The organism is Nostoc sp. DSM 114160, assembly GCF_053470305.1.
Map to the genome: position 1 here is coordinate 1,449,801 of NZ_JBPFGO010000002.1, position 19,531 is coordinate 1,469,331.

Sequence of the window (19,531 nt, forward strand, 5' to 3'; positions counted from 1 at the left end):
GTGCTTGACAGTTTGGACACTTTGCTAAAATCTTGAGTTCGTGGCGATCGCACTTCCATACTGATTTAACTCCTTTAAGCATAAATCTTTATCTATACTAAACTTCTACAACTTTAATTCCAGACTAAAATTACTGAACAATATCTTGCCCAATTCCTTAAAATCTGACCCAAACAACTGGGATACACTAATCTTCGCCTTTTCGCATACAGGAATAATCAACTTCACCAAATGATAAGGTTGACTTTGATTTGTTGTTGAGGCTATCCTCAACGATTCCATGATTCCTCCTAAATCTCCCAATAACTTCACATCCTTTCCAATTGCTTGTTCAAACACTAACAAAATCAATTGTAATTTTCGGGTTAACTCGATCGGGATGGGTTCATATCCTAATTGGGGAGTAAGTGCAATTAATTCGCTAATTCCTTGAATATTAATTTGATATTTCTCTATTTCCTCTTCGCCTTTAATTTCCTGCCCTAACCACCTGTAACAACGAGAACAAAATCCCGCAGGTGAAAACCTAGCCATTACAGGTAAACGGGCACCACAATGAGGACATTCTTCTATTAATCGCTGTTTGTGAATCAAACAAAGTTCTACATCCTTAAATGACCATGATAATGGTTCATAGATAGTTTTGTTCTCCTGCATCCACTCTTCCCAACAACAAGGACACCAAGCGCGATAGTTCCGAAATAATCCATTATCATAAATCATTCCTTTCCAGCTTAAAAGGGTCAAAAAGCGCAAATTCTGACGCATTGTTAACTCTTCTAAGACAGTGACTAACTTTCCTGTCATTTCTCGCATTCCGTTAATAGCCGGTTTAGCGTCGCTATTTCCCAATAGGTGACTCAGATTTTTTGACAATAGCTCAGATTTATCCTCATCTTTGAGAATAAGTGGCGCAATTTCTCCCATAACGAGCTTCTGAGAGGTTAAACAATGCGCCTGCGCTAAACGATGGAGATAGCTACTAAAACTTTCTGCATAGGGAGTTCCCACTGCCACAGGTTCAAGAGAAAATAACCGACTTCGTTGCGGAATTTCTGGAGGTTTTAGGCTCCAATTTTCTGAGTAAATAATCATCCCTCTGGGATTAACCTAAAGGCTAGTATTTTAGTTTTAACAGCCAAATTTCAGGAGTTAGTTTCCGATTCACTCTTAACCTCAACACCGTAATTAACAAAGAGATCGGAGACAGATATCTCCAAAGCTGCCGCTAACTTAACAATATTTTTTAACGAAGGGTTACGCTCTCCGGTTTCGATTCCTGAGATGTAGTTGCGATGAAGCCCTGACTTTTCAGCCAGTTCTTCTTGGGATAAATCTAGCTCTCGCCTTCGCCGCCTAATCGCTTTGCCAAAGCGGTACTCAATACTGGAGGGTTTCTGCGTCACAAAACAATACTGAACCAGTATCACTATTAAATCCATCTACTATCAGTGGACTTTTGCACAATATAAGTGTTATAAAGTTAAGTAGTATAGCATCAGGCAAGCAAGTTCCTAACTTTATGGTCTTATTTTGATAGATTCATAAAATAAAGCGCAAAGCGCTTACTAAGGAGTATATGAAAGAGCAATTTGAACAATGGGTTGCTCGCCTTCAAATATCCGAGGCAGGGCAAAAAATTATTGAGAAAGTTCGCTCATCTGAGCCATCCCGTCGCGTTGGTGGCGGTAGTAAGAATGTTTCGGGACGCTACCCTAGTCGCAAGATGGGAGTCACGATTCAATTTGAGTCTCATCGGGTTGAACTGCCAATTATCTATCAGCTAGAACACGATGAAGATGTTCTAGAATTCTACGATCAACCACCACAAATTAAACTTGACTATCAAGCAAGTAACGGACGTAGATTAGGCGTTTTACACACCCCAGATTTCTTTGTCATCCGAACCAATCTGGCTGGTTGGGAAGAGTGTAAAACTGAGCAGGATTTGAAAAAACTAGCAGAGAAAAACCCCAATCGTTACTTTTACTCTCAAGAAGATAATCAATGGCATTGTCCGCCAGGAGAAGACTATGCTAACCAGTTTGGGCTTTATTACCGCATTCACTCAGATCGGGAAATCAATTGGGTTCTGCAACGTAATCTGCAATTTTTAGAAGATTATTATCGCTCAGAATCTCTAGTAGTGGAAGAAGCGATCGCTCAATCATTACTGGCAGTTGTATCATCTCAACCAGGAATCACTTTAGCAGAATTACTCAATCAGTCAACAGGAGCTAAATCTGACGATATATACACCTTAATTGTTCAAGAGCGAATCTATTTTGATTTAAATGCTACAGCACTTGCTGAACCAGAAAGATGTCTAATCTTCCGTGACGAACAAACTGCTGGTGCTTATAGATTAATGGTTGAACAGCCAAGTGTAAGTCTTCCGGCTATCTCTCCTGTAGTCAATATTGTTACTGGAGCAACTGTTAGTTGGGACGGCAAAGGTTTAAATATCATCCATGTTGGGGAAACAGAGGTTATACTTGGCGCAGAAAATAATCAGTTAATTGAACTCAAAAAAGCTATATTTGAGAATCTGGTTCGCCAAGGAAAAATCACAAGTCTCCAAACACCAGAAAAAACAGCTATTAGCACAGAATCTTGGCAGCGATTTTATCAAGCTAGTCCTGAAGACCAAGCAGAAGCTCTTGAACGCTACAGAACTATCGAACCTTACTTAAACGGCCATCCCCCAGAAAACGAAACAATACCAGCCCGTACCATTCGTCACTGGAAAGCTAAATATCTAACTGCAATTCAAAAATACGGTTGCGGCTACATTGGGCTTTTGTCCCATCGCAGTGTCAAAGGTAATCGTCAGCGCAAGCTGCCCGAAGACACCTTAGCAATTACGGAGAAGTTTATTTTAGAAGACTATGAAACTCTTAAACAAAAAAGAATGTGGGAGGTTCACGCGGCTTTAGTTCGAGCTTGCGAACAAGCTGATGTAATTGCTCCGAGCTATAAAGCATTTACCAAAGAAGTACAACGCCGGACTGGTTACGAACAGACTAAAAAACGCCAAGGTCGTCGTGCCGCTTATCAGCATGAATCCTTCTATTGGGAGCTTGCTATAACTACCCCAAGACACGGCGATCGCCCTTTTGAAATTGGGCATATAGATCATACTGAGTTAGATGTAGAGCTAGTTTGCTCTGATACAGGTCGCAATCTTGGCAGACCTTGGGCAACATTTCTCGTAGATGCTTATTCACGGCGATTGCTGGCAGTTTACCTAACGTTTGACTCACCCTCATATCGTTCTTGCTTAATGGTGCTAAGAATTTGTGTCAAGCGTCACGGCAGGCTTCCCCAAATTGTAGTGGTAGATAACGGTACAGAGTTTCACAGCGTTTATTTTGAAACGCTACTAGCTACTTTTGAATGTACAAAAAAGCAAAGACCCCCAGCCAAAGCTCGTTTTGGTTCGGTTTGCGAACGTCTATTTGGAACTTCCAATACTCAATTTGTCCATAACTTACTTGGTAATACACAAATAACTCGTAATGTCCGCCAAGTCACCAAGTCAGTTAACCCTAAAAATCTAGCTGTATGGACACTTGGTTTACTTTATGAATATCTTTGTGCTTGGGGTTACGAAGTTTACGATACAGACGAACATCCGGCACTTTTCCAAAGTCCAAGGGATGCGTTTGCTGCGGGTATGGCGATTGGAGGCAGTCGGGTTCACCGCATGATTTCTTACGATGAAAACTTTCAGATTCTTACCCTACCTACAACCTCAGAGGGAAAAGCAAAAGTTCAAGTTGGACGTGGTGTAAAAATTAACTCAATCTACTACTGGTCTAATAGTTTCCGCGATCCCCAAATTGAAAATACCTCTGTTCAGATAAGATATGACCCGTTTAATATTGGTATCGCTTACGCCTTTGTTCGAGGACAGTGGGTACAGTGTGTCTCTCAATATTATGCAGAACTCCAAGGCCGTTCAGAAAAAGAACTGAAGTTAGCTAGTATCGAGTTACGCAAACGCTCTTCAAATCATACACAACAATCTAAAGTTTCGGCTAAGAATTTAGCAGAATTTTTAGCGTCGGTAGAAGCTCAAGAAGCTCTATTAGAACAGCGTTCCTATGATGCAGAAGTTAAGGAAGTCTTCAGAGTAATTGAGGGCACAAAAGCGGCAACAAGCCGTAACGAACAACCAAAACTTATTCAAGTTACTTTTGGCAATACCGATTCTCAAGCGGATGAAGATGAAGCGATCGTCCCAGAAATACTTGTAGTTTATGAGGAGTTTTAATTATGACAAGACTTAATGGATTTCCTCTTGAACTCCTCACACGACCTACTACAGAAAGGCTTGCCTACTTTAAGCAATACACTGTAGCGCATCCTCGACTTAAAGAAGTCTATGAAATTCTCATGCGAACAATTGCCGAACCCGCAGGAGCATCATTTATCTTTGTCTATGGCCCTAGCGGTATCGGTAAAACAACTTTGTGGCAAAGAGTTGAGCAAAAATTAAAGGAACTAGCATTACCTAAACTGGAAAGCGATCGCGCTCGTGTTCCTGTTGTTGGTATTGAAGCTCTAGCCCCAGAATCGAGATACTTCAACTGGAAAGAATACTACACACGCGCCTTAATTACCTTGGAAGAACCATTAATCGATCACAAGTTTGATTATGGTGTGCGTGGTATCTCTCGCAATGATTTTGGCAAAATTAATGTTGAGTCTAAAGTAGTTGCGCCTGCTCTACGTAGAGCTTTAGAAAATGCTCTCATCCATCGTCATCCAGACGTATTTTTTGTAGATGAAGCACAACATTTTGGTAAGGTGGCAAGCGGATACAAGCTACAAGATCAATTAGACTGTCTCAAATCTTTAGCAAATATGACAGGCATCTTGCACTGTCTATTAGGAACATACGAACTACTTACATTCCGTAATTTGAGCGGTCAACTCTCACGTCGTAGTGTTGATATTCATTTCCGCCGTTATTGTGCTGATAGTCCAGAAGATGTACAGGCTTTTAAGAGTGTGTTGTTAACTTTTCAACAGCATATACCACTAGCAGAAACTCCAAATTTAGTTGATCATTGGGAATATTTTTACGAACGTACTTTAGGATGTGTTGGCACACTGAAAGATTGGCTGATACGCGTTCTTAATGATGCTTTGGATCGACAAGCAACAACAATCACTCTCAAAAATTTACAAAAACGTGCTTTGTCGGTTGCTCAGTGTCAGAAAATGTTCAAGGAAATTCAAGAGGGTGAACGACAATTATCTGAAACAGAAGCAGATGTGCAAAACTTACGCTCTACATTAGGACTTGGCGCAAAACCAATTGTGCTACCCGAAGAAACCCCAAAAACTACTCGTCCGCCAGGAAAGGTTGGCAAACGCAAACCTAAAAGAGATCCCATCGGAGTGCAGCAAGATGTTATCTAGTGTATTAGAAACATACGAATCTTGGGATTTTAAAAAGCCATTAATTCCACCACGTAGTCGCCTCTATCAACCTCAACCTGTAGGTCTTGGGACTCCTTACATAGAGAGTTTAACAGGTTATATTGCACGGATAGCAGAGTTGCATGGAGTTCTTCCAGGGGTCTTGATGACTAGAGAAATTGCTCCGCTTGTCAATAAACTATATTTCCAAAATGGAGCTAATCGAGGTTTTCGTGAAATATTCAATCGTAGTCAAGCGTTAAATGGCATGGGAGAGATGGCAGCAGATTTAGTTCAAGTGTTACAAAAATTGACGCTTAGAGATGACTTGCGTTTTTTAACCATGCTGTTTTGGTCTAACATTTTGACTCCACGCAATTTATTTCGCACCAACAAAGCTTGGTGTCCAATTTGTTATCAAGAGCGGCATCAAAATGGGCAGGTAGTTTATGAGCAATTGCTTTGGACAATCAACCTAATTACAATTTGCCCTCAGCATCAAAAACCCTTGGTTGATCTTTGCCCTCACTGCAATCATAAATCACCTTTATTAAACTGGCACTCAAGACCTGGTTACTGCTCAAAGTGTGGAGAGTGGTTAGGCGCAAATCAATGCCTTAATACATTTACAGATGGTGAAGCATCAATAAAATTACAGTTGGAGTGTCAGTCTTGGGCTGCTAATGTTGTAGGAGAGCTAATTTCATCTGCTCAATGCTTTGAATCTGCCCCATCAAAAGAAAACATTACAAAATCGTTAAATTTAGTTATTGATAAAGTTGCACAAAATAATGCGGCTGCATTTTCTCGTATTATTGGAGTGCCAAAAAACAGTTTGTGGATGTGGCAGTCTACTAACACCTTGCCAGAACTAAATATCCTTCTGAAGATTTGTTACGAATTAGAAATATCTTTGGTAGAATTTCTTACTCCAGAAAATCTGATTACTAAATCTTTTACAAAAATCTCGCAGAAGTACCTCCAGCTTCCTCGCACACTAAGGGTATCTCCAAAAGTTTTCGACCAGCATAAGGTAAGAGATGCTTTATTAGCAATACTTGCAGGTAATGAAGAACCACCACCAACAATGGAAGAAGTTGCAAAGCGTTTAGGTCATCACAATAGAACTATTTCTAGACACTTTCCAGATTTGTGTAGTGCTATTTCTGCTAAATGTCGTAATTACAATAAAGCTTGCCGTCTCAAAAGCATAGAAAAACTTTGCAGCGAAGTTAGAGAGATTGTCCTTAGCCTTAATGCTCAGGGTGTGTATCCCACAGAAGGTCGCGTTTGTGAATTAATGCCAAATCCAGGGTGTTTTAGATATAAACAAGTCCGCGCTGCTTTTAATGATGCACGACGTGAGTTTGGTTTGTAAGCTGTTATATGTAAAACTATGACAGCTTATATAACTGGAACCATAACCTTGCCACCCTTTATTGGAAGCATAAGCTTGCCGTTGCGGCAAAGTTATGGGTAAAGTCACACTAAGCTGTTTCTAGCCTTAATTTACTGAATGGGCAGTACCAGACTCGAACTGATGACATCCTGCTTGTAAGGCAGGCGCTCTACCAACTGAGCTAACCGCCCGTTTTACTAATCCTTAACCAATATAGCAAAACATTTCGCATTGCGCTAGTAGTTTCAAGAAAATCTTTTTTTGTCTTATACTGACTCAGTATTCAGTTACTCAACACTGGCTCAACGCCCCCGCTATCGCTAACAGGATTTAGGATGCCCTCTGGTCGGACGCACGATCGCATTACTATGTATGCTCTGCCGTTGGTGGCGGGTGTTACTTTCTGGCAGACTCGCAGTAGCAATGCGACTTTGTTGGTTGCAGGCGGGTTTCTCTTTGGTGGGCTGATGTTTGGCCCCGATTTGGATATTTACTCTGTGCAATTCCAACGCTGGGGTTTCTTGCGCTGGATTTGGCTACCTTATCAAAAAAGTCTGCGGCATCGTTCTTTTTTATCCCACGGGCCGATTATTGGCACGATTTTGCGGATACTTTATCTGGGGTGTTTACTTGCTATTTTGGCAATTTTCGTTTTGGCGATCGCTCAAAGGTTGTGGAATCTAAGTTTTAGTTGGCAGGATTTGGGACAAACTGTGGGGCGATCGCTCGTGCAATACGATACTGAATATATCGCCTTGTTTTTGGGTTTAGAACTTGGTGCAATGAGTCATTCTCTTAGCGATTGGGGGGGATCAGCTTATAAACGGTTTAAAAAGCAGGGGGTTCGGGGGTTGCTTCCTAGTGGCAAAATTAAGAGGCGGAAAGTGAGGAGTGGCGGTCGTCGGGCGAGAGTGAAGAAATAATTTTTTTAAACGCAAAGGGACGCTAAGGGAAGCGCAGAGGTACGCAGAGGTATGGAAAAGGAAAATGAGAGTTTGGCGGCGTTGCAAGAATTAATTGAGGTGGTGGCGAAGTTGCGATCGCCTGATGGTGGTTGTCCTTGGGATTTGGCGCAAACTGCGGAAACTTTGACGCCCTTTGTGATTGAGGAAGCTTATGAGGTGGTGGATGCAATTAAGAATGGGGATAAAGGTGCGATCGCAGAGGAGTTAGGCGATTTATTATTACAGGTGGTATTGCAAGCCCAAATCGCTAGCGAATCGGGGCAATTTTCTCTCAAAGAAATTACTCAGGGGATTTCCCAAAAGTTGATTCGCCGTCATCCTCATGTGTTTGGTGATGTGTCGGTGGCCAGTGTGGATGAGGTGCGGCAAAATTGGGAACAAATCAAAGCGGAGGAAAAGGGCGAAGTATCTCCAGACGCGCAAAAATTTAGTGCTAAACTCGCTCGTTATGGACGTACCCTTCCCCCACTGACGGCGGCGATGAAAATTTCTCAAAAGGCTGCGGCGATCGGGTTTGAATGGGAAAATATTCAGGGTGTTTGGGATAAGTTTCATGAGGAGTTGGGAGAGTTCGAGCAAGCTTTAGCTGAGGAAACACCGGAACGGCAAGAAGCAGAATTAGGCGATTTACTATTTGCCGTGATTCAGTTAGCGCGTTGGCATAATCTTGACCCTAGCACCGCTTTACAAGGCACAAATCAGCGCTTTGTCCAGCGATTAGAAAAAATGGAGGCGGTTGTTGACCGTCCTCTTTCTGATTACAGTTTGCATGAGTTAGAAAACTTGTGGCAACAGGCAAAAGCTCAACTGGCGAAAGAAGGGAATGGAGAGTAGGGAATGGGGCATTGGAAATTGGGCATGGGAAGAGACAAGGTAGACAAGGTAGACAAGGTAGAGGGGGGAGACTTGGGAGAGACTTATTCAATAATTCCCCCTTGTCCCCTTGTCCCCCTTGTCCCCTTGTCCCCCTTGTCCCCCTTGTCCCCTTGTCCCCCTTGTCCCCCTTGTCCCCCTTGTCCCCCTTGTCCCCCTTGTCCCCCTTGTCCCCTTGTCCCCCTTGTCCCCCTTGTCCCCCTTGTCCCCCTTGTCCCCCTTGTCCCCTTGTCCCCCTTGTCCCCCTTGTCCCCCTTGTCCCCCTTGTCCCCTGCTCCCCTGCTCCTCGGTCACTGAGCGTAGCCGAAGTGCTGCTCCCCACTCCTTCTTCAAGATTTTTCAACGTCAAACCACTTATCATATAGCGATTGATAAGTGCCATTTTCTTTGAGACTTAGCAAAGCCTGATTAATTGGTTTGCGGTAGGGACTGTTATTGGGCAGAATGATGCCATAGCTTTCTTCACGCAAGATACTGCCTACAATCTCTACTTTCCCTTTGCCTTCATTGGCAGCATAGAACAGGAGTACAGGTGCATCAAACACTACGGCATCAGCTTTTTTTGTTTGCAGAGCATTGTAAGCTTGCTCGATTTTGGTAACTTCTAAAACTGAAATCTTATGTTCTCGCAGGTATGTGGCGGCTGTGCTACCCGCAGTTGTGGCTACTACCTTGCCGGGTAAATCATCTATACTCCTGATATCGCCCTGAAGCTGTTGCACTGTCAAGGAGGTAGTCGCGCTGGCTGTAAAGTAGGCGGCAAAAAGTACTCCGATGAACATCCAAACAATACCTACTAAGCGTCCCAGTACTCCCTTGGGCATTTCGTCAGCTTGGGTTGCTAAGGTGGCAGCCGACCACCAACAGGCTTTGAAAATGCCAGGAAAGTATGATTTGGGAATCATTCCATCTTTGTGATGACGCTCAGATAACCAAATAATGTGGGCTGCTACGATAATTAACACTAGGGCAACGCCTATTACTTGCAAAAGGCTACCGGAGAAAAACAATTGCAAAATATTTGGGAAGGCACTGTTGTTTTGCTCTGGGTTTCTCACCATAATTTGCAGCCCCCCAGCAAAAATAGGTAATGAAAAATCAAAATTCTGCTCGCGTTCGGCTGTAATTGAGATGGCTGAAATTCCCAAGTTGGCTTTGCTTTCCTTAATAGCCGAAAGCACTTGCGGCACTGTGGAATATTCTATAAATTTAGACTCTACACCTATTTGGTTAGCGATTTTGCGCCAGAGGGTCGATACTGAATCCTGATAGCTCACCTTTGTTTGATAGCACAAAGGGCGGTATAACTCGTGTCGCTACTAATAACGGTTGTTGGAGTTGTGGTTTTTGGGCTACTCCTGGGGACGCCATTAACAACAATGCCAGAATTCCGCCGATTAATCCTATGCAGGTATACAGTGCTAAGGAACGTTTGGTTTTGTTTTTCGGGTTATATCTGCCAATTAGGGTGTTTTTCCGAGCCATAAATTGGCGAAATCTACTAGCGATCGCATTTATCATCTGAATTCTCTCAGGGTTGTGTGCATAATCTATTTATCATGCCCACCCTATACCAAAGATCGCGTTCATCATCTCCATAAAACCGATTTTTTTCAAATTTACGGTGACTGGAGATAAAGGGCGGGGGAAATAGATATTTCTTCCCTTTCCCCTTTCCCCTTTAACCTTTCCCCTTTCCCCTTTAACCTTTCCCCTTTCCCCTTTAACCTTATTGTGTGTAATTCACTTTGTAGAACTCGCGCAAAACAAACCTCTATCTTTTGAGCAATAGTTTTGAGATCGGCTTTTAGCGTACATTTGGGTTTATATTTAGCCTAATGTTTTCTCTAGTGTGCGTTTCTTAGTCTTGGCAAAGTGAGCAATATGGATGTAGACGATTTCAGTCAACAAATAGAGACATTACGCTCATGGGTAACGGGATTCGTGCAAAAAACTGCAAGTGAGGCGTATTCACAGCACGAGCTAACAGCAGAAACTTTTGAGGAACTGCAAATCACTTTGGAAGAACTAAAAGTTGCCTCCGAGGAACTACAAGCAACACGAATCGTAGTAGAGAAAGAACGTCAGCGCTACCAAGAATTATTTGATTTTGCGCCTGATGGTTACTTGGTAACTGATACATTCGGCATTATCCTGGAAGCTAACCGTGCTGCTACCGTGCAACTCAATCTTTTACAGCGATTTTTGATTGGCAAACCGCTACTTACTTTCATTGCCCAGTCAGATCATCAAGCTTTTTTTAATTACCTAACTCAGTTGCGGCAGCTCGACCGAGGTGGAGAATGGGAGGTGTGTTTACAACCACGAGAAAAAATCTGTTTTGATGTTGCTTTGACAGTAGTTACCGTTCGTAACGAAAAAGGTGAGCCAGTTGCTCTGCGCTGGCTAATGCGTGACATTAGCCAGCGTAAGCATTTAGAGTTGCAGCGCCAGCAGTTATTTGCCAATGAGCAAGCTGCCCGAATTGCAGCCGAAGCCGCAGAAAAACGCTCTAATTTTTTAGCTGAAGCAAGTAGTGTATTGGCATCTTCCTTGGATTATCGCACTACCCTAAGGAGCGTCGCGCAATTAGCAGTGCCTACTCTTGCCGATTGGTGTATTGTGGATGTCATCGAAGATAATTTGCCAATCTTTACTAACCCAGTCATCGTTGCATCTGAACCAGGAAAGCAACCACTGCTAAGAGAACTCCAACAACGCTATCCAATTTCTATTGATGCTGATTACGGGCCACCGAAAGTTTTACGGACTGGTCAGCCGGAACTGATTACAAATATTCTTGAGTCTTCATTACAGAAAAAGTCCTCGAACGAGGAACACTTTAGTCTGCTGCGCCGACTCGAAATTAAATCTCAGATGATAGTACCACTATTAGTACGCGAACGCAAACTGGGGACAATTCTATTTGCGTCTGCACAACCAGAACGCCATTACACCACTGTAGACCTAAAAATGGCTGAAGAACTTGCTCAACGAGCAGCATTCGCCATTGATAATGCCCAGCTTTATCGGCAAGCCCAAGAAGCTAACCGCATCAAGGAAGAGTTTTTAGCGATCGTTTCCCATGAACTTCGTACACCTCTCAATTCTATGCTGGGTTGGGTTCAACTAATACGTACTCGCAAATGGGATGAAGCAACTACCTCTAAGGCATTGGAGACAATCGAGCGGAATGCTAAACTTCAAAGAAAACTGATTGAAGATATCCTGGATATCTCACGCATTGTACAAGGACAAATTCGCCTAAATATCCGTAAAGTTGACCTTGTACCGATAATTCAGGCGGCAATTGAAGCTGTACATCCCACATCTGAAATTAAGGATATTCAAGTTGAATTTAATCTTGATTCTTCAGTTGGTCAAGTTATGGGTGATGCCGAACGCCTACAACAAGTTGTCTGGAATTTGCTCTCTAATGCCGTCAAGTTCACACCTAACGGAGGGCGAGTTGAAGTGCATTTGGAACAGGTAAACTCAAATGTCCAGATAACTGTCTCTGACACAGGTAAAGGAATTAGTCCTGACTTTCTACCTTATATCTTTGAGCGTTTCCGTCAAGCTGATAGCACAACTACTAGATCGGACAATGGTTTGGGGTTGGGGCTAGCAATTGTACACCATTTAGTAGAAATGCACTCAGGCACAGTCTGCGCAGTTAGTGAAGGAGAAGGAAGGGGAGCAAAATTTACAGTGTTGTTGCCTCTGGTAGAACCGCAACCAGAACAGTTAATTAAAGAAAGTAAAGAAAATGTCGAAAATCTCTTAATACTCAACGGCTTGCAAATACTTGTTGTCGATGACAATGCAGATACACGCGAGTTAATTGCCTTTATTCTTGAAAAGTCTGGAGGGCAGGTGACGGCAGTTAGCTCAGTAGGTGAAGCTCTAGAAGCACTAGAACGATTAAAACCAGATGTGCTAGTCAGTGATATTGGAATGCCAAATGAGGATGGTTATTCTCTGATTCGGAAAGTGCGGGCGCAGGAAACAGAGCAAGGGGAGAAGATTCTAGCTGTAGCACTAACGGCATTTGCTAGAGAAGAAGAACACAGACTAGCTCTGGAAGCCGGATTCCAAGTTCATGTATCCAAGCCAATTGAGCCAGAAGAGTTGGTGAAAGTGGTAGCGAACCTGATCAAAAATAGCAAACAAGTTTAATGCACAATTAAGCTTTTGGTAACAATTGCGTTCGCCAAAGCTACAATTGCGTTCGCCAAAGCTACAATTGCGTTCGCAAAAGCTACAATTGCGTTCGCAAAATCTACAATTGCGTTCGCCAAAGCTACAATTGCGTTCGCAAAAGCTACAATTGAGTTCGCCAAAGCTACAATTGCGTTCGCAAAAGCTACAATTGCGTTCGCAAAATCTACAATTGCGTTCGCAAAAGCTACAATTGAGTTCGCAAAAGCTACAATTGAGTTCGCAAAAGCTACAATTGCGATCGCATCTGTAGTAGAAGTAGATGCAGACACAATACTTCTCGGTTAAAGGGAAAAGGTTAAAGAAACTCAAAATCCTTTCCCTTTAACCTTTACCCTTACCCTTTTCCCTAAGAGTGCAAAAATATATTTTTGCAAGAGGTCTACTTTACAACAATAATGGACGTAACTGGATTCGAACCAGTGACCTCTACGATGTCAACGTAGCGCTCTAACCAACTGAGCTATACGTCCTTAACTACACAATTATCAATAGTAGCATATACTTCTCTAATAATGCAAGATAAAAGACCAAATCAGGCGAACTCGATCGCTCCCTAAGTAATCGAGTGAAGTATTTGTTTGATTTGTAAAAAGGTTGCACCACTTGCTACTAATCAAACAAATAAGTCAAATCCTTTTTCCTTTTGCCTCCAGCAAGACTGCCTAATTTTCTGCAAACATCTTTAAGTTTCTCGAATCCAAAATGCCAATCCTCCCCCACGGCCGCGAGCTGCAATGAAATCTTCTGTGACTAAAAAGAAGCCAAAGAACGGTAGTTTCGCTATAGGTTGGTTGTAGAAATCTTCTGTTTGAACTTTACCACCACGGATTGCTCTGTTGTAAATAACACGACCAAACAAACTGATAATCATCTGGTTAAAGTCAAAGGCCAATAAATTTTTCTTCCCGAAATATTGCACTGGCCCCGTGAGTTTCAGTGAAACTGGGTTAAGCTCAACCTGATTAGCAATTTCGCCTCTGTCTGAATTTTGTTCCAAAGTGGCATTAAAGGAAAGATGAATTGTCATGAACTTGGGTACATAGAAACCGTTGCCTAAGACAATTTTGCCGCTACCTCTGTTTTTCTTAGTGCCAGTGACAAAGCAAAGTTGCCATTTACCGAGCAGAAACTCAAAAGGATAAGTCAACTTTTGTTGCTTGCCAGTTTTTTCTGCTTGTAGCAATGCCTTTACTAATATTTCAGTACTAGGGCGTATACTTTTCGGTTCTCTATACTTAGCCGCAGCTTGGGATAGCACGTTAATAAAGTCAAATGTCGCTTTAGGTGTTAAATTAGCCGTCATGAAGCCACTCTAGATTTAACTACTTCTTGATTTTCTGATAGATTGTAGCGTTCATCCGCAAAAACCCTAATTTATCATTGCTCTTCCCTTTCCCTGTGGGAGAGGTTCATCGAACTCACGTTAATAAAACCTCCAGCCTCCTGCCTACTAAGACTTGATATTCTCTATCTTCACCAAGGATTACCAACCATTGTAAATCCAGCCCAATAATAAGGATGCATAAGTGATTCATCAGCACTATCAGCAGGTAAAGGCAAATTTCCAACTCCTCCTAAACCTTGCACTTGTCCATCCTTGACATAAATTTGTCCTTTGAGCATAGCTACCTGAGCCTGTCTGAGAGCTTCTGCCTTGATTGGAGTTGTCTTTAAATTCTCATAAAATTTTGTCATCAACGCCGCTGTGCCAGCATCATTAACCGACCAAAGACTAGCAACACTAGTTTTCACACCTGCCAGCACTGCTAAACCTGCAAATCCCAGTTCGGATTCTTCATCCCCTAAAGCTGTTCTACAAGCACTCAGCACGAGCATTTCAACTTCAGGTTCATTCAAGCGCAACTGTCGTAGTTGATTCAAGCGTAACTTGTCTTCCCACAGTTGAATATAGGAATTATTCAAAGCACCCCTAGCAAAATCGGCATGGGTTGCCATGTGAATGATTCCAAAAGGTTGTTGGCGGCGGATAGTTTTGAGATTTTCTAAGGTGGCTTGCTTGTCTAACAATAATTTGCCCTGCCAAAGTTTAGATACTAGTGTTGATAACTCAAGGGGGACTGCTGGTAAAGGCTCTTGTCCCTGAGTACTCTGAGAAATCCCCAGCGCTAAAATTTGAGATTTTTTGATGTCTTTATAGAGGGTATTAGTCAAACTAAGACTAGGCATTAAGCCAATACTATATTTTTCTACTAGAAATCCTTTACCATCGTGAAGTGCTGCCATTGGGGTTGAACGTAACCCAATATCTGGTAAAAAGACCAGATTGTTGATTCCTCTCGCCTGTAAATCTGCCTCTAGTGGTGCAATAATCCAGCGATAAAGTTGTTGAGATGAACGCAAATAACCGGTGCGGCGACGGTTTTGTGGACTAACGATTTGGTCGCGAAATTCTTGAGCTACTTGCAGAACTTTGGTTTTTGTTGTTTCTGGGATGCGCTTGCGGATAGGATCGCCTTTTCCAGTTACTACTACAACTTCTAGTTGGTCGCTATCTTTTTCTGCTACGGTATTTAACTGTTTCGTAAATTTTTGAGCTTTGCCTAAATTTACTTCTGGTTGAATTTCCACAGGGACAAAACTGATGTATATAAATGCAGGTTTAATACCAGTAGCTTCTTCAATTTTACGAGCAATTTCTTTGGCATCATCTAGTGTTTTGATTCTAGGGCTGGATATGCCTAAATGGTCGGCAAAATCATCTGTGAAATTGTCTTCGGGAGTGGGGTCAGTATTAAGAACGGGGTTATCAATCTGAGGATTATTGAGGACAGGGTTATTCGGTTTACTTGGTAGATTGCATTGGAATGTGCAGGGGTCAGGACTTGGAGTAGGACTTGGAGTAGGAATTGGGGTAGGAATTGGGGTAGGACTTGGAGTAGGACTTGGAGTAGGAATTGGAGTAGGAATTGGAGTAGGAATTGGAGTAGGAATTGGGGTAGGAATTGGAGTAGGAATTGGAGTAGGACTTGGAGTAGGAATTGGGGTAGGAGCCTGACTGACGTTGATTCCTATCTGTACAGGTGCAGAAGAGGAAACGCCGTCATTTGCACTAATTACAAAGGCATTTAGCGACCCATTTGTATCTGCTGGAGGTGTGTATACCAAAGTATCGCCGCTAGATAAGGTTGTAACGCCAGGGATGACGGGAACGCCATTGACAGTGATATTTCCCGTATTCACGACATCGATCTTGATGGAGGTGATGTCATTATTAACATCGCTGACCAGTGGAGCCAAACTAGAGAACGTTAAGGTAACTGGTTGATTAGTCTGGGTATCGGGTAGCGATGAGTTTGCTGTTAATGTCGGCGGTGTGTTAACAGATGTAATGGTGATGCCGGTTGGTGTACCGCTAGCATCTCCACCATTTGGCAAGACTGGAAAGCTATTAGCGATTATTGAATTGTCACCTGTATTAATTGACCCTGCTGTACCATTGACACTTGCATCACCGACGATAAAATCTACATTGTTTGGGCCACCATCATGGCGAATGCTAACAGTACCTCCTGCTGAAGGTTGAACGTTAGTACCTCCTTCGCCAGTAAAAAATCCACCAGTTGCGATCGCTTCACCGGTTCCGATTCCTTGAATCAGTCCGTTGGTTAGTACTTGCACATTGCCACCTTGAACTGTATTTCCATCAACAAAGTCGTCTGCGATCGCCTGGGTGTTGATGTTGGTAAAACGAATATTGCTACCAGATGTATTGGTAGTCTGTAAAGTAACGTTGCCAGATGTCAGGTTTCCAGTTCCATCGACTCCAAGGGCGATCGCTGAGGCGTTAATGGCATCATTCACAGTGATATTATCTGTGCTAGTTAAACTAATCGCGCCAGCTGTGCCGATAAAATCGCCACCTCCATCTTTGACTACAGACGAGTTAATTGCCCCTGTGGTAATACTGCCGCCTGTGGTTGTTGCGACTACATCGCCAGCCTGACCTGAGTTATTAGCATCATTTGAAAAAGAATCAATCCTACCTGTGAGAATATTGCCTGCGGCAGTCAAACTGACTGTTCCAGCAGTATTAATAGTATTAAACCCTTCAGTGTTGCTGGTATCGAGATTATTTAGAGTAATCCCACCACTGCTGCTTGTGACTGTAATATTACCTGCCAAGTAGCCTTGGCCACTGGCGATAATGTTGCCCGCAACGATGTCGCCAGTCGCAGACAAGTTGACATTGCCACTATTGCCAGAAAAATCAGTAGTTGTATTGAGATTGCCCAGTGATAAACTAGCTCCAGAAATGTTAATCGCTCCTCCAGTTGTCTGGATGGTGTTGGTGGGATTGACAAAGTTTACAGAACCAGTTTGTGAGGAGAGGTTGAAGCTACCGCCAGCACCCAAATTTAATGTCGCGATACCAGGAGTCGTTACTCCGGCTGTAGCTCCGGTGATGTCATCGATGGTAATGTTCCCTGTAGCTTGTAAGTTGATATTTGCACCTGAAGCGGCGATCGCACCCCAAGAAACTGTATTCGCCCCAATATCTGCATCGCCAAAGGCAATATTGCCTGCTGTAGCATCCAAATCACCTGTCCCGGCTGCACCATCGATAATTGTCAATGTGCTGGGGTCTACTAATAAAGTGCCAAAGTTGCCATTGACGGCTGAAGTATCTACCAAACCGTTGAAGGTCAAGAAATTTTTGCCTGATACTTCTACAAAACCACCATTGCCAAAATTTGCTCCTGCACGAGCCGAAATTTTTCCAAAATACTGGGTTGTGTCGTTACCCCAAACAATTACCCGTCCGCCATTTCCATTCAAATTACTATCTGCATTAATAACGGATTTTGAATCCACATAAGTCCGATCTGCGTTGGGTAAAGTCCCCTTACCTTGATAATCGCCACCAATTAGCACAGTACCGCCGCCATTATTCCCAGAGGCGTTAATATTGGCATCAATCACCGCGACTTTTTTACCCAAAGCAGTTACCGTACCGCCTGTTTGACTGGATGTATTCACTTTCCCAGAAACAATTGTTGTACCTGGAGTTATGGGAATTGTGACATTAGAGTTTGTCAATTTTACAGTTCCATCAGGATTGGCAGTTAGCCCTGTGTTACCAACTGTCAGCAATTCGGGTATTGAGGCGATGGGAATTGTCCAGTTATTGGGTTGGCTGCTACTAGAGGCGAGGGGCTGAATTTCTAGACTCAGCAGATTTCCTGGCTGACTGAGACGCACCCAATTTTGTCCTGGTACTGATGTAACGTTAATTTGCCCTCCCGGTGCTGAAAGTTGCCCGGTGTTGACTACAGTACCGCCGAATAAATTCAAATTTTGCCCAGCACCTACTACCAAATTTCCAGTATTGGCGATCGCTCCTGGTTGGTTCATACTAAAGGCAAATCCGTTGGGGTTTCCAACTAAATTTATGTAATCATTAACACCAATAGCATTAAACCAACTGCTGCCAAAACCGATGCCGTTGGCTGTTGTCACCGTGAAAGCACTAGGCACATTTAAACTAGCGTTTGCTCCAAAAACAAATCCGGCTGGATTCATCAAGAAAAGGTTAGCATTGCCACCTGTTACCTGAATTAAACCATTGATAACCGAGGCATTCCCGCCTGTAACTCGACCAAGGATATTTTGCAGCGCCGGACTAGCTTGAAAGTTGGCGATTTGTTCTGGTGAAATTCCAAACTGTTGAAAGCTGTGAAAGAGGTTTGCACCATCTCTTGAAGTTGTGCCGCCAGTGATATCAAGTCGATTGCCGTTGGGAGTTACAATTGTGTTTGTCCCATCGTTAGCAGGAACTATTTGTTGTGCTTGGGCTAATTTGGGATTTACCAGCGAGGCAATAACTAAGCTTGAAGCGGCGATATTAGACAGTAAAGATTTTTTGCAGCGTAATCTGAAGCGACTTGTGGGCAATTCTACATCGATTTGTAACTTGTCTGCTAATCCTCGCCGCCAAAGTGCTTGAGCGATCGCTCGTTTAGACCAGAGTATTTGTTCTTTTTGTCTAGTAACAGAGATGCTTTGAGAATGATTTCGGTAGAAATAAAGTGGCTTTTGAATTCGGCGCACTTGGGCTACTTCTGAAAGTCGCAGACATAAGTCATAATCATAGGCAGTACAAGAGAACGATTCGTTAACACCTCCTACTCGGTCATAAATCGATCGCCGCATCAAGCGGAAGTGGAAAGTCATGAAATCTACCAACAAACCCGATTCAGAGTAAGGAATGTTACAGCGATCGCCATAACCGATAACTTTGCCGTTTGGATCGATATTTAAGTAGTCAGTGTAAACAAATCCCGTTTCTGGATGGCGATTGAGGACTGTAGCGGTTTGAGCAAGAGCTGTGGGGGCAAGGATATCATCATTGTCTAATATACCGATGTAAGTGCCGCTAGTTTGGGCGATCGCTGCCTTACAAGCCGCAGCAACTCCTTGATTGTCTGCCTCCACCACCCGCACTCGCCCATCTTTTTGAGCATAAGCGCCAGCGATCGCCACCGATCCATCTGTAGAGCCATTATCCCAAATTAGTAACTCAAAGTTTTGCCATGTTTGCGTTAAGACGCTAGCGATCGCTTCTTGAAGGTAAGACTCCCGATTGTAATTGACGATGACAATGGAAATCAGTGGTGACATA

The 19,531-nt window shown here is 43.0% G+C and carries 13 protein-coding genes and 2 tRNA genes; 6 read left to right on the forward strand and 9 right to left on the reverse strand.

Features of this window, described 5'->3' with window-relative positions; translation table 11 throughout:
• Positions 1 to 105 precede the first annotated feature (105 nt).
• Positions 106 to 1,095 carry a TniQ family protein gene (locus tag NSTCB13_RS23420; protein WP_448273978.1) on the reverse strand — a complete coding sequence of 330 codons (990 nt, stop codon included), beginning with the start codon at positions 1,093 to 1,095 and terminating at the stop codon, positions 106 to 108.
• A gap of 50 nt (positions 1,096 to 1,145) precedes the next feature.
• Positions 1,146 to 1,406 (reverse strand): helix-turn-helix domain-containing protein, encoded by a 261-nt coding sequence (locus NSTCB13_RS23425; RefSeq protein ID WP_448273979.1) that lies wholly within the window; start codon positions 1,404 to 1,406, stop codon positions 1,146 to 1,148.
• Between the two features lie 173 nt (positions 1,407 to 1,579).
• Between NSTCB13_RS23425 and NSTCB13_RS23430 the strand changes: the two genes are divergently transcribed.
• Genes NSTCB13_RS23430 through NSTCB13_RS23440 form a run of 3 tightly spaced genes read left to right on the forward strand, consistent with a single transcriptional unit; the run spans position 1,580 to position 6,808 of the window.
• A complete protein-coding gene (locus tag NSTCB13_RS23430; RefSeq protein WP_448273980.1) occupies positions 1,580 to 4,276 on the forward strand; it encodes a TnsA endonuclease C-terminal domain-containing protein in 2,697 nt (898 codons plus the stop codon).
• A gap of 2 nt (positions 4,277 to 4,278) precedes the next feature.
• Complete coding sequence (locus tag NSTCB13_RS23435; protein WP_448273981.1) at positions 4,279 to 5,430, forward strand: ATP-binding protein; 1,152 nt, start codon at positions 4,279 to 4,281, stop codon at positions 5,428 to 5,430.
• Entirely contained in the window at positions 5,420 to 6,808 is a 1,389-nt protein-coding gene (locus tag NSTCB13_RS23440) for a TniQ family protein (protein WP_448273982.1), read from the forward strand. The genes NSTCB13_RS23435 and NSTCB13_RS23440 overlap by 11 nt, the downstream gene beginning before the upstream one ends.
• Before the next feature lie 139 nt (positions 6,809 to 6,947).
• Here NSTCB13_RS23440 and NSTCB13_RS23445 read toward each other — a convergent pair.
• A tRNA-Val gene (locus NSTCB13_RS23445) sits at positions 6,948 to 7,020 on the reverse strand.
• Between the two features lie 144 nt (positions 7,021 to 7,164).
• Here NSTCB13_RS23445 and NSTCB13_RS23450 point away from each other — a divergent pair.
• A complete protein-coding gene (locus NSTCB13_RS23450; RefSeq protein WP_448267972.1) occupies positions 7,165 to 7,752 on the forward strand; it encodes a metal-binding protein in 588 nt (195 codons plus the stop codon).
• A gap of 51 nt (positions 7,753 to 7,803) precedes the next feature.
• The gene (mazG, locus tag NSTCB13_RS23455) at positions 7,804 to 8,628 is read left to right on the forward strand and encodes a nucleoside triphosphate pyrophosphohydrolase (RefSeq protein ID WP_448273983.1); all 825 of its coding nucleotides are present in this window, start codon (positions 7,804 to 7,806) and stop codon (positions 8,626 to 8,628) included.
• A gap of 368 nt (positions 8,629 to 8,996) precedes the next feature.
• Here the strand turns inward: mazG and NSTCB13_RS23460 are convergent, their stop codons facing one another.
• The gene (locus tag NSTCB13_RS23460) at positions 8,997 to 9,944 is read right to left on the reverse strand and encodes a transporter substrate-binding domain-containing protein (RefSeq protein ID WP_448273984.1); all 948 of its coding nucleotides are present in this window, start codon (positions 9,942 to 9,944) and stop codon (positions 8,997 to 8,999) included.
• Positions 9,898 to 10,188, reverse strand: coding sequence for a hypothetical protein (locus NSTCB13_RS23465; RefSeq protein ID WP_448273985.1), 291 nt, complete (start codon positions 10,186 to 10,188; stop codon positions 9,898 to 9,900). Before NSTCB13_RS23465 ends, NSTCB13_RS23460 begins: the two co-directional genes overlap by 47 nt.
• A gap of 363 nt (positions 10,189 to 10,551) precedes the next feature.
• Here NSTCB13_RS23465 and NSTCB13_RS23470 point away from each other — a divergent pair, with 363 nt between their 5' ends.
• Positions 10,552 to 12,846, forward strand: a complete 2,295-nt coding sequence (locus NSTCB13_RS23470; RefSeq protein ID WP_448273986.1) for an ATP-binding protein — start codon at positions 10,552 to 10,554, stop codon at positions 12,844 to 12,846.
• On the opposite strand, the gene NSTCB13_RS23475 is transcribed toward NSTCB13_RS23470, so the two are convergent.
• The 4 genes from NSTCB13_RS23475 to NSTCB13_RS23490 form a co-directional block, all read right to left on the reverse strand.
• Entirely contained in the window at positions 12,843 to 13,160 is a 318-nt protein-coding gene (locus NSTCB13_RS23475) for a hypothetical protein (protein ID WP_448273987.1), read from the reverse strand. The two genes, NSTCB13_RS23470 and NSTCB13_RS23475, sit on opposite strands and share 4 nt — an antisense overlap.
• 127 nt (positions 13,161 to 13,287) lie before the next feature.
• Positions 13,288 to 13,361, reverse strand: a tRNA-Val gene (locus NSTCB13_RS23480).
• A gap of 212 nt (positions 13,362 to 13,573) precedes the next feature.
• Positions 13,574 to 14,194, reverse strand: coding sequence for a hypothetical protein (locus NSTCB13_RS23485; RefSeq protein WP_448273988.1), 621 nt, complete (start codon positions 14,192 to 14,194; stop codon positions 13,574 to 13,576).
• 170 nt (positions 14,195 to 14,364) lie between these two features.
• Positions 14,365 to 19,530 (reverse strand): CHAT domain-containing protein, encoded by a 5,166-nt coding sequence (locus NSTCB13_RS23490; protein WP_448273989.1) that lies wholly within the window; start codon positions 19,528 to 19,530, stop codon positions 14,365 to 14,367.
• Position 19,531: the final 1 nt, after the last annotated feature.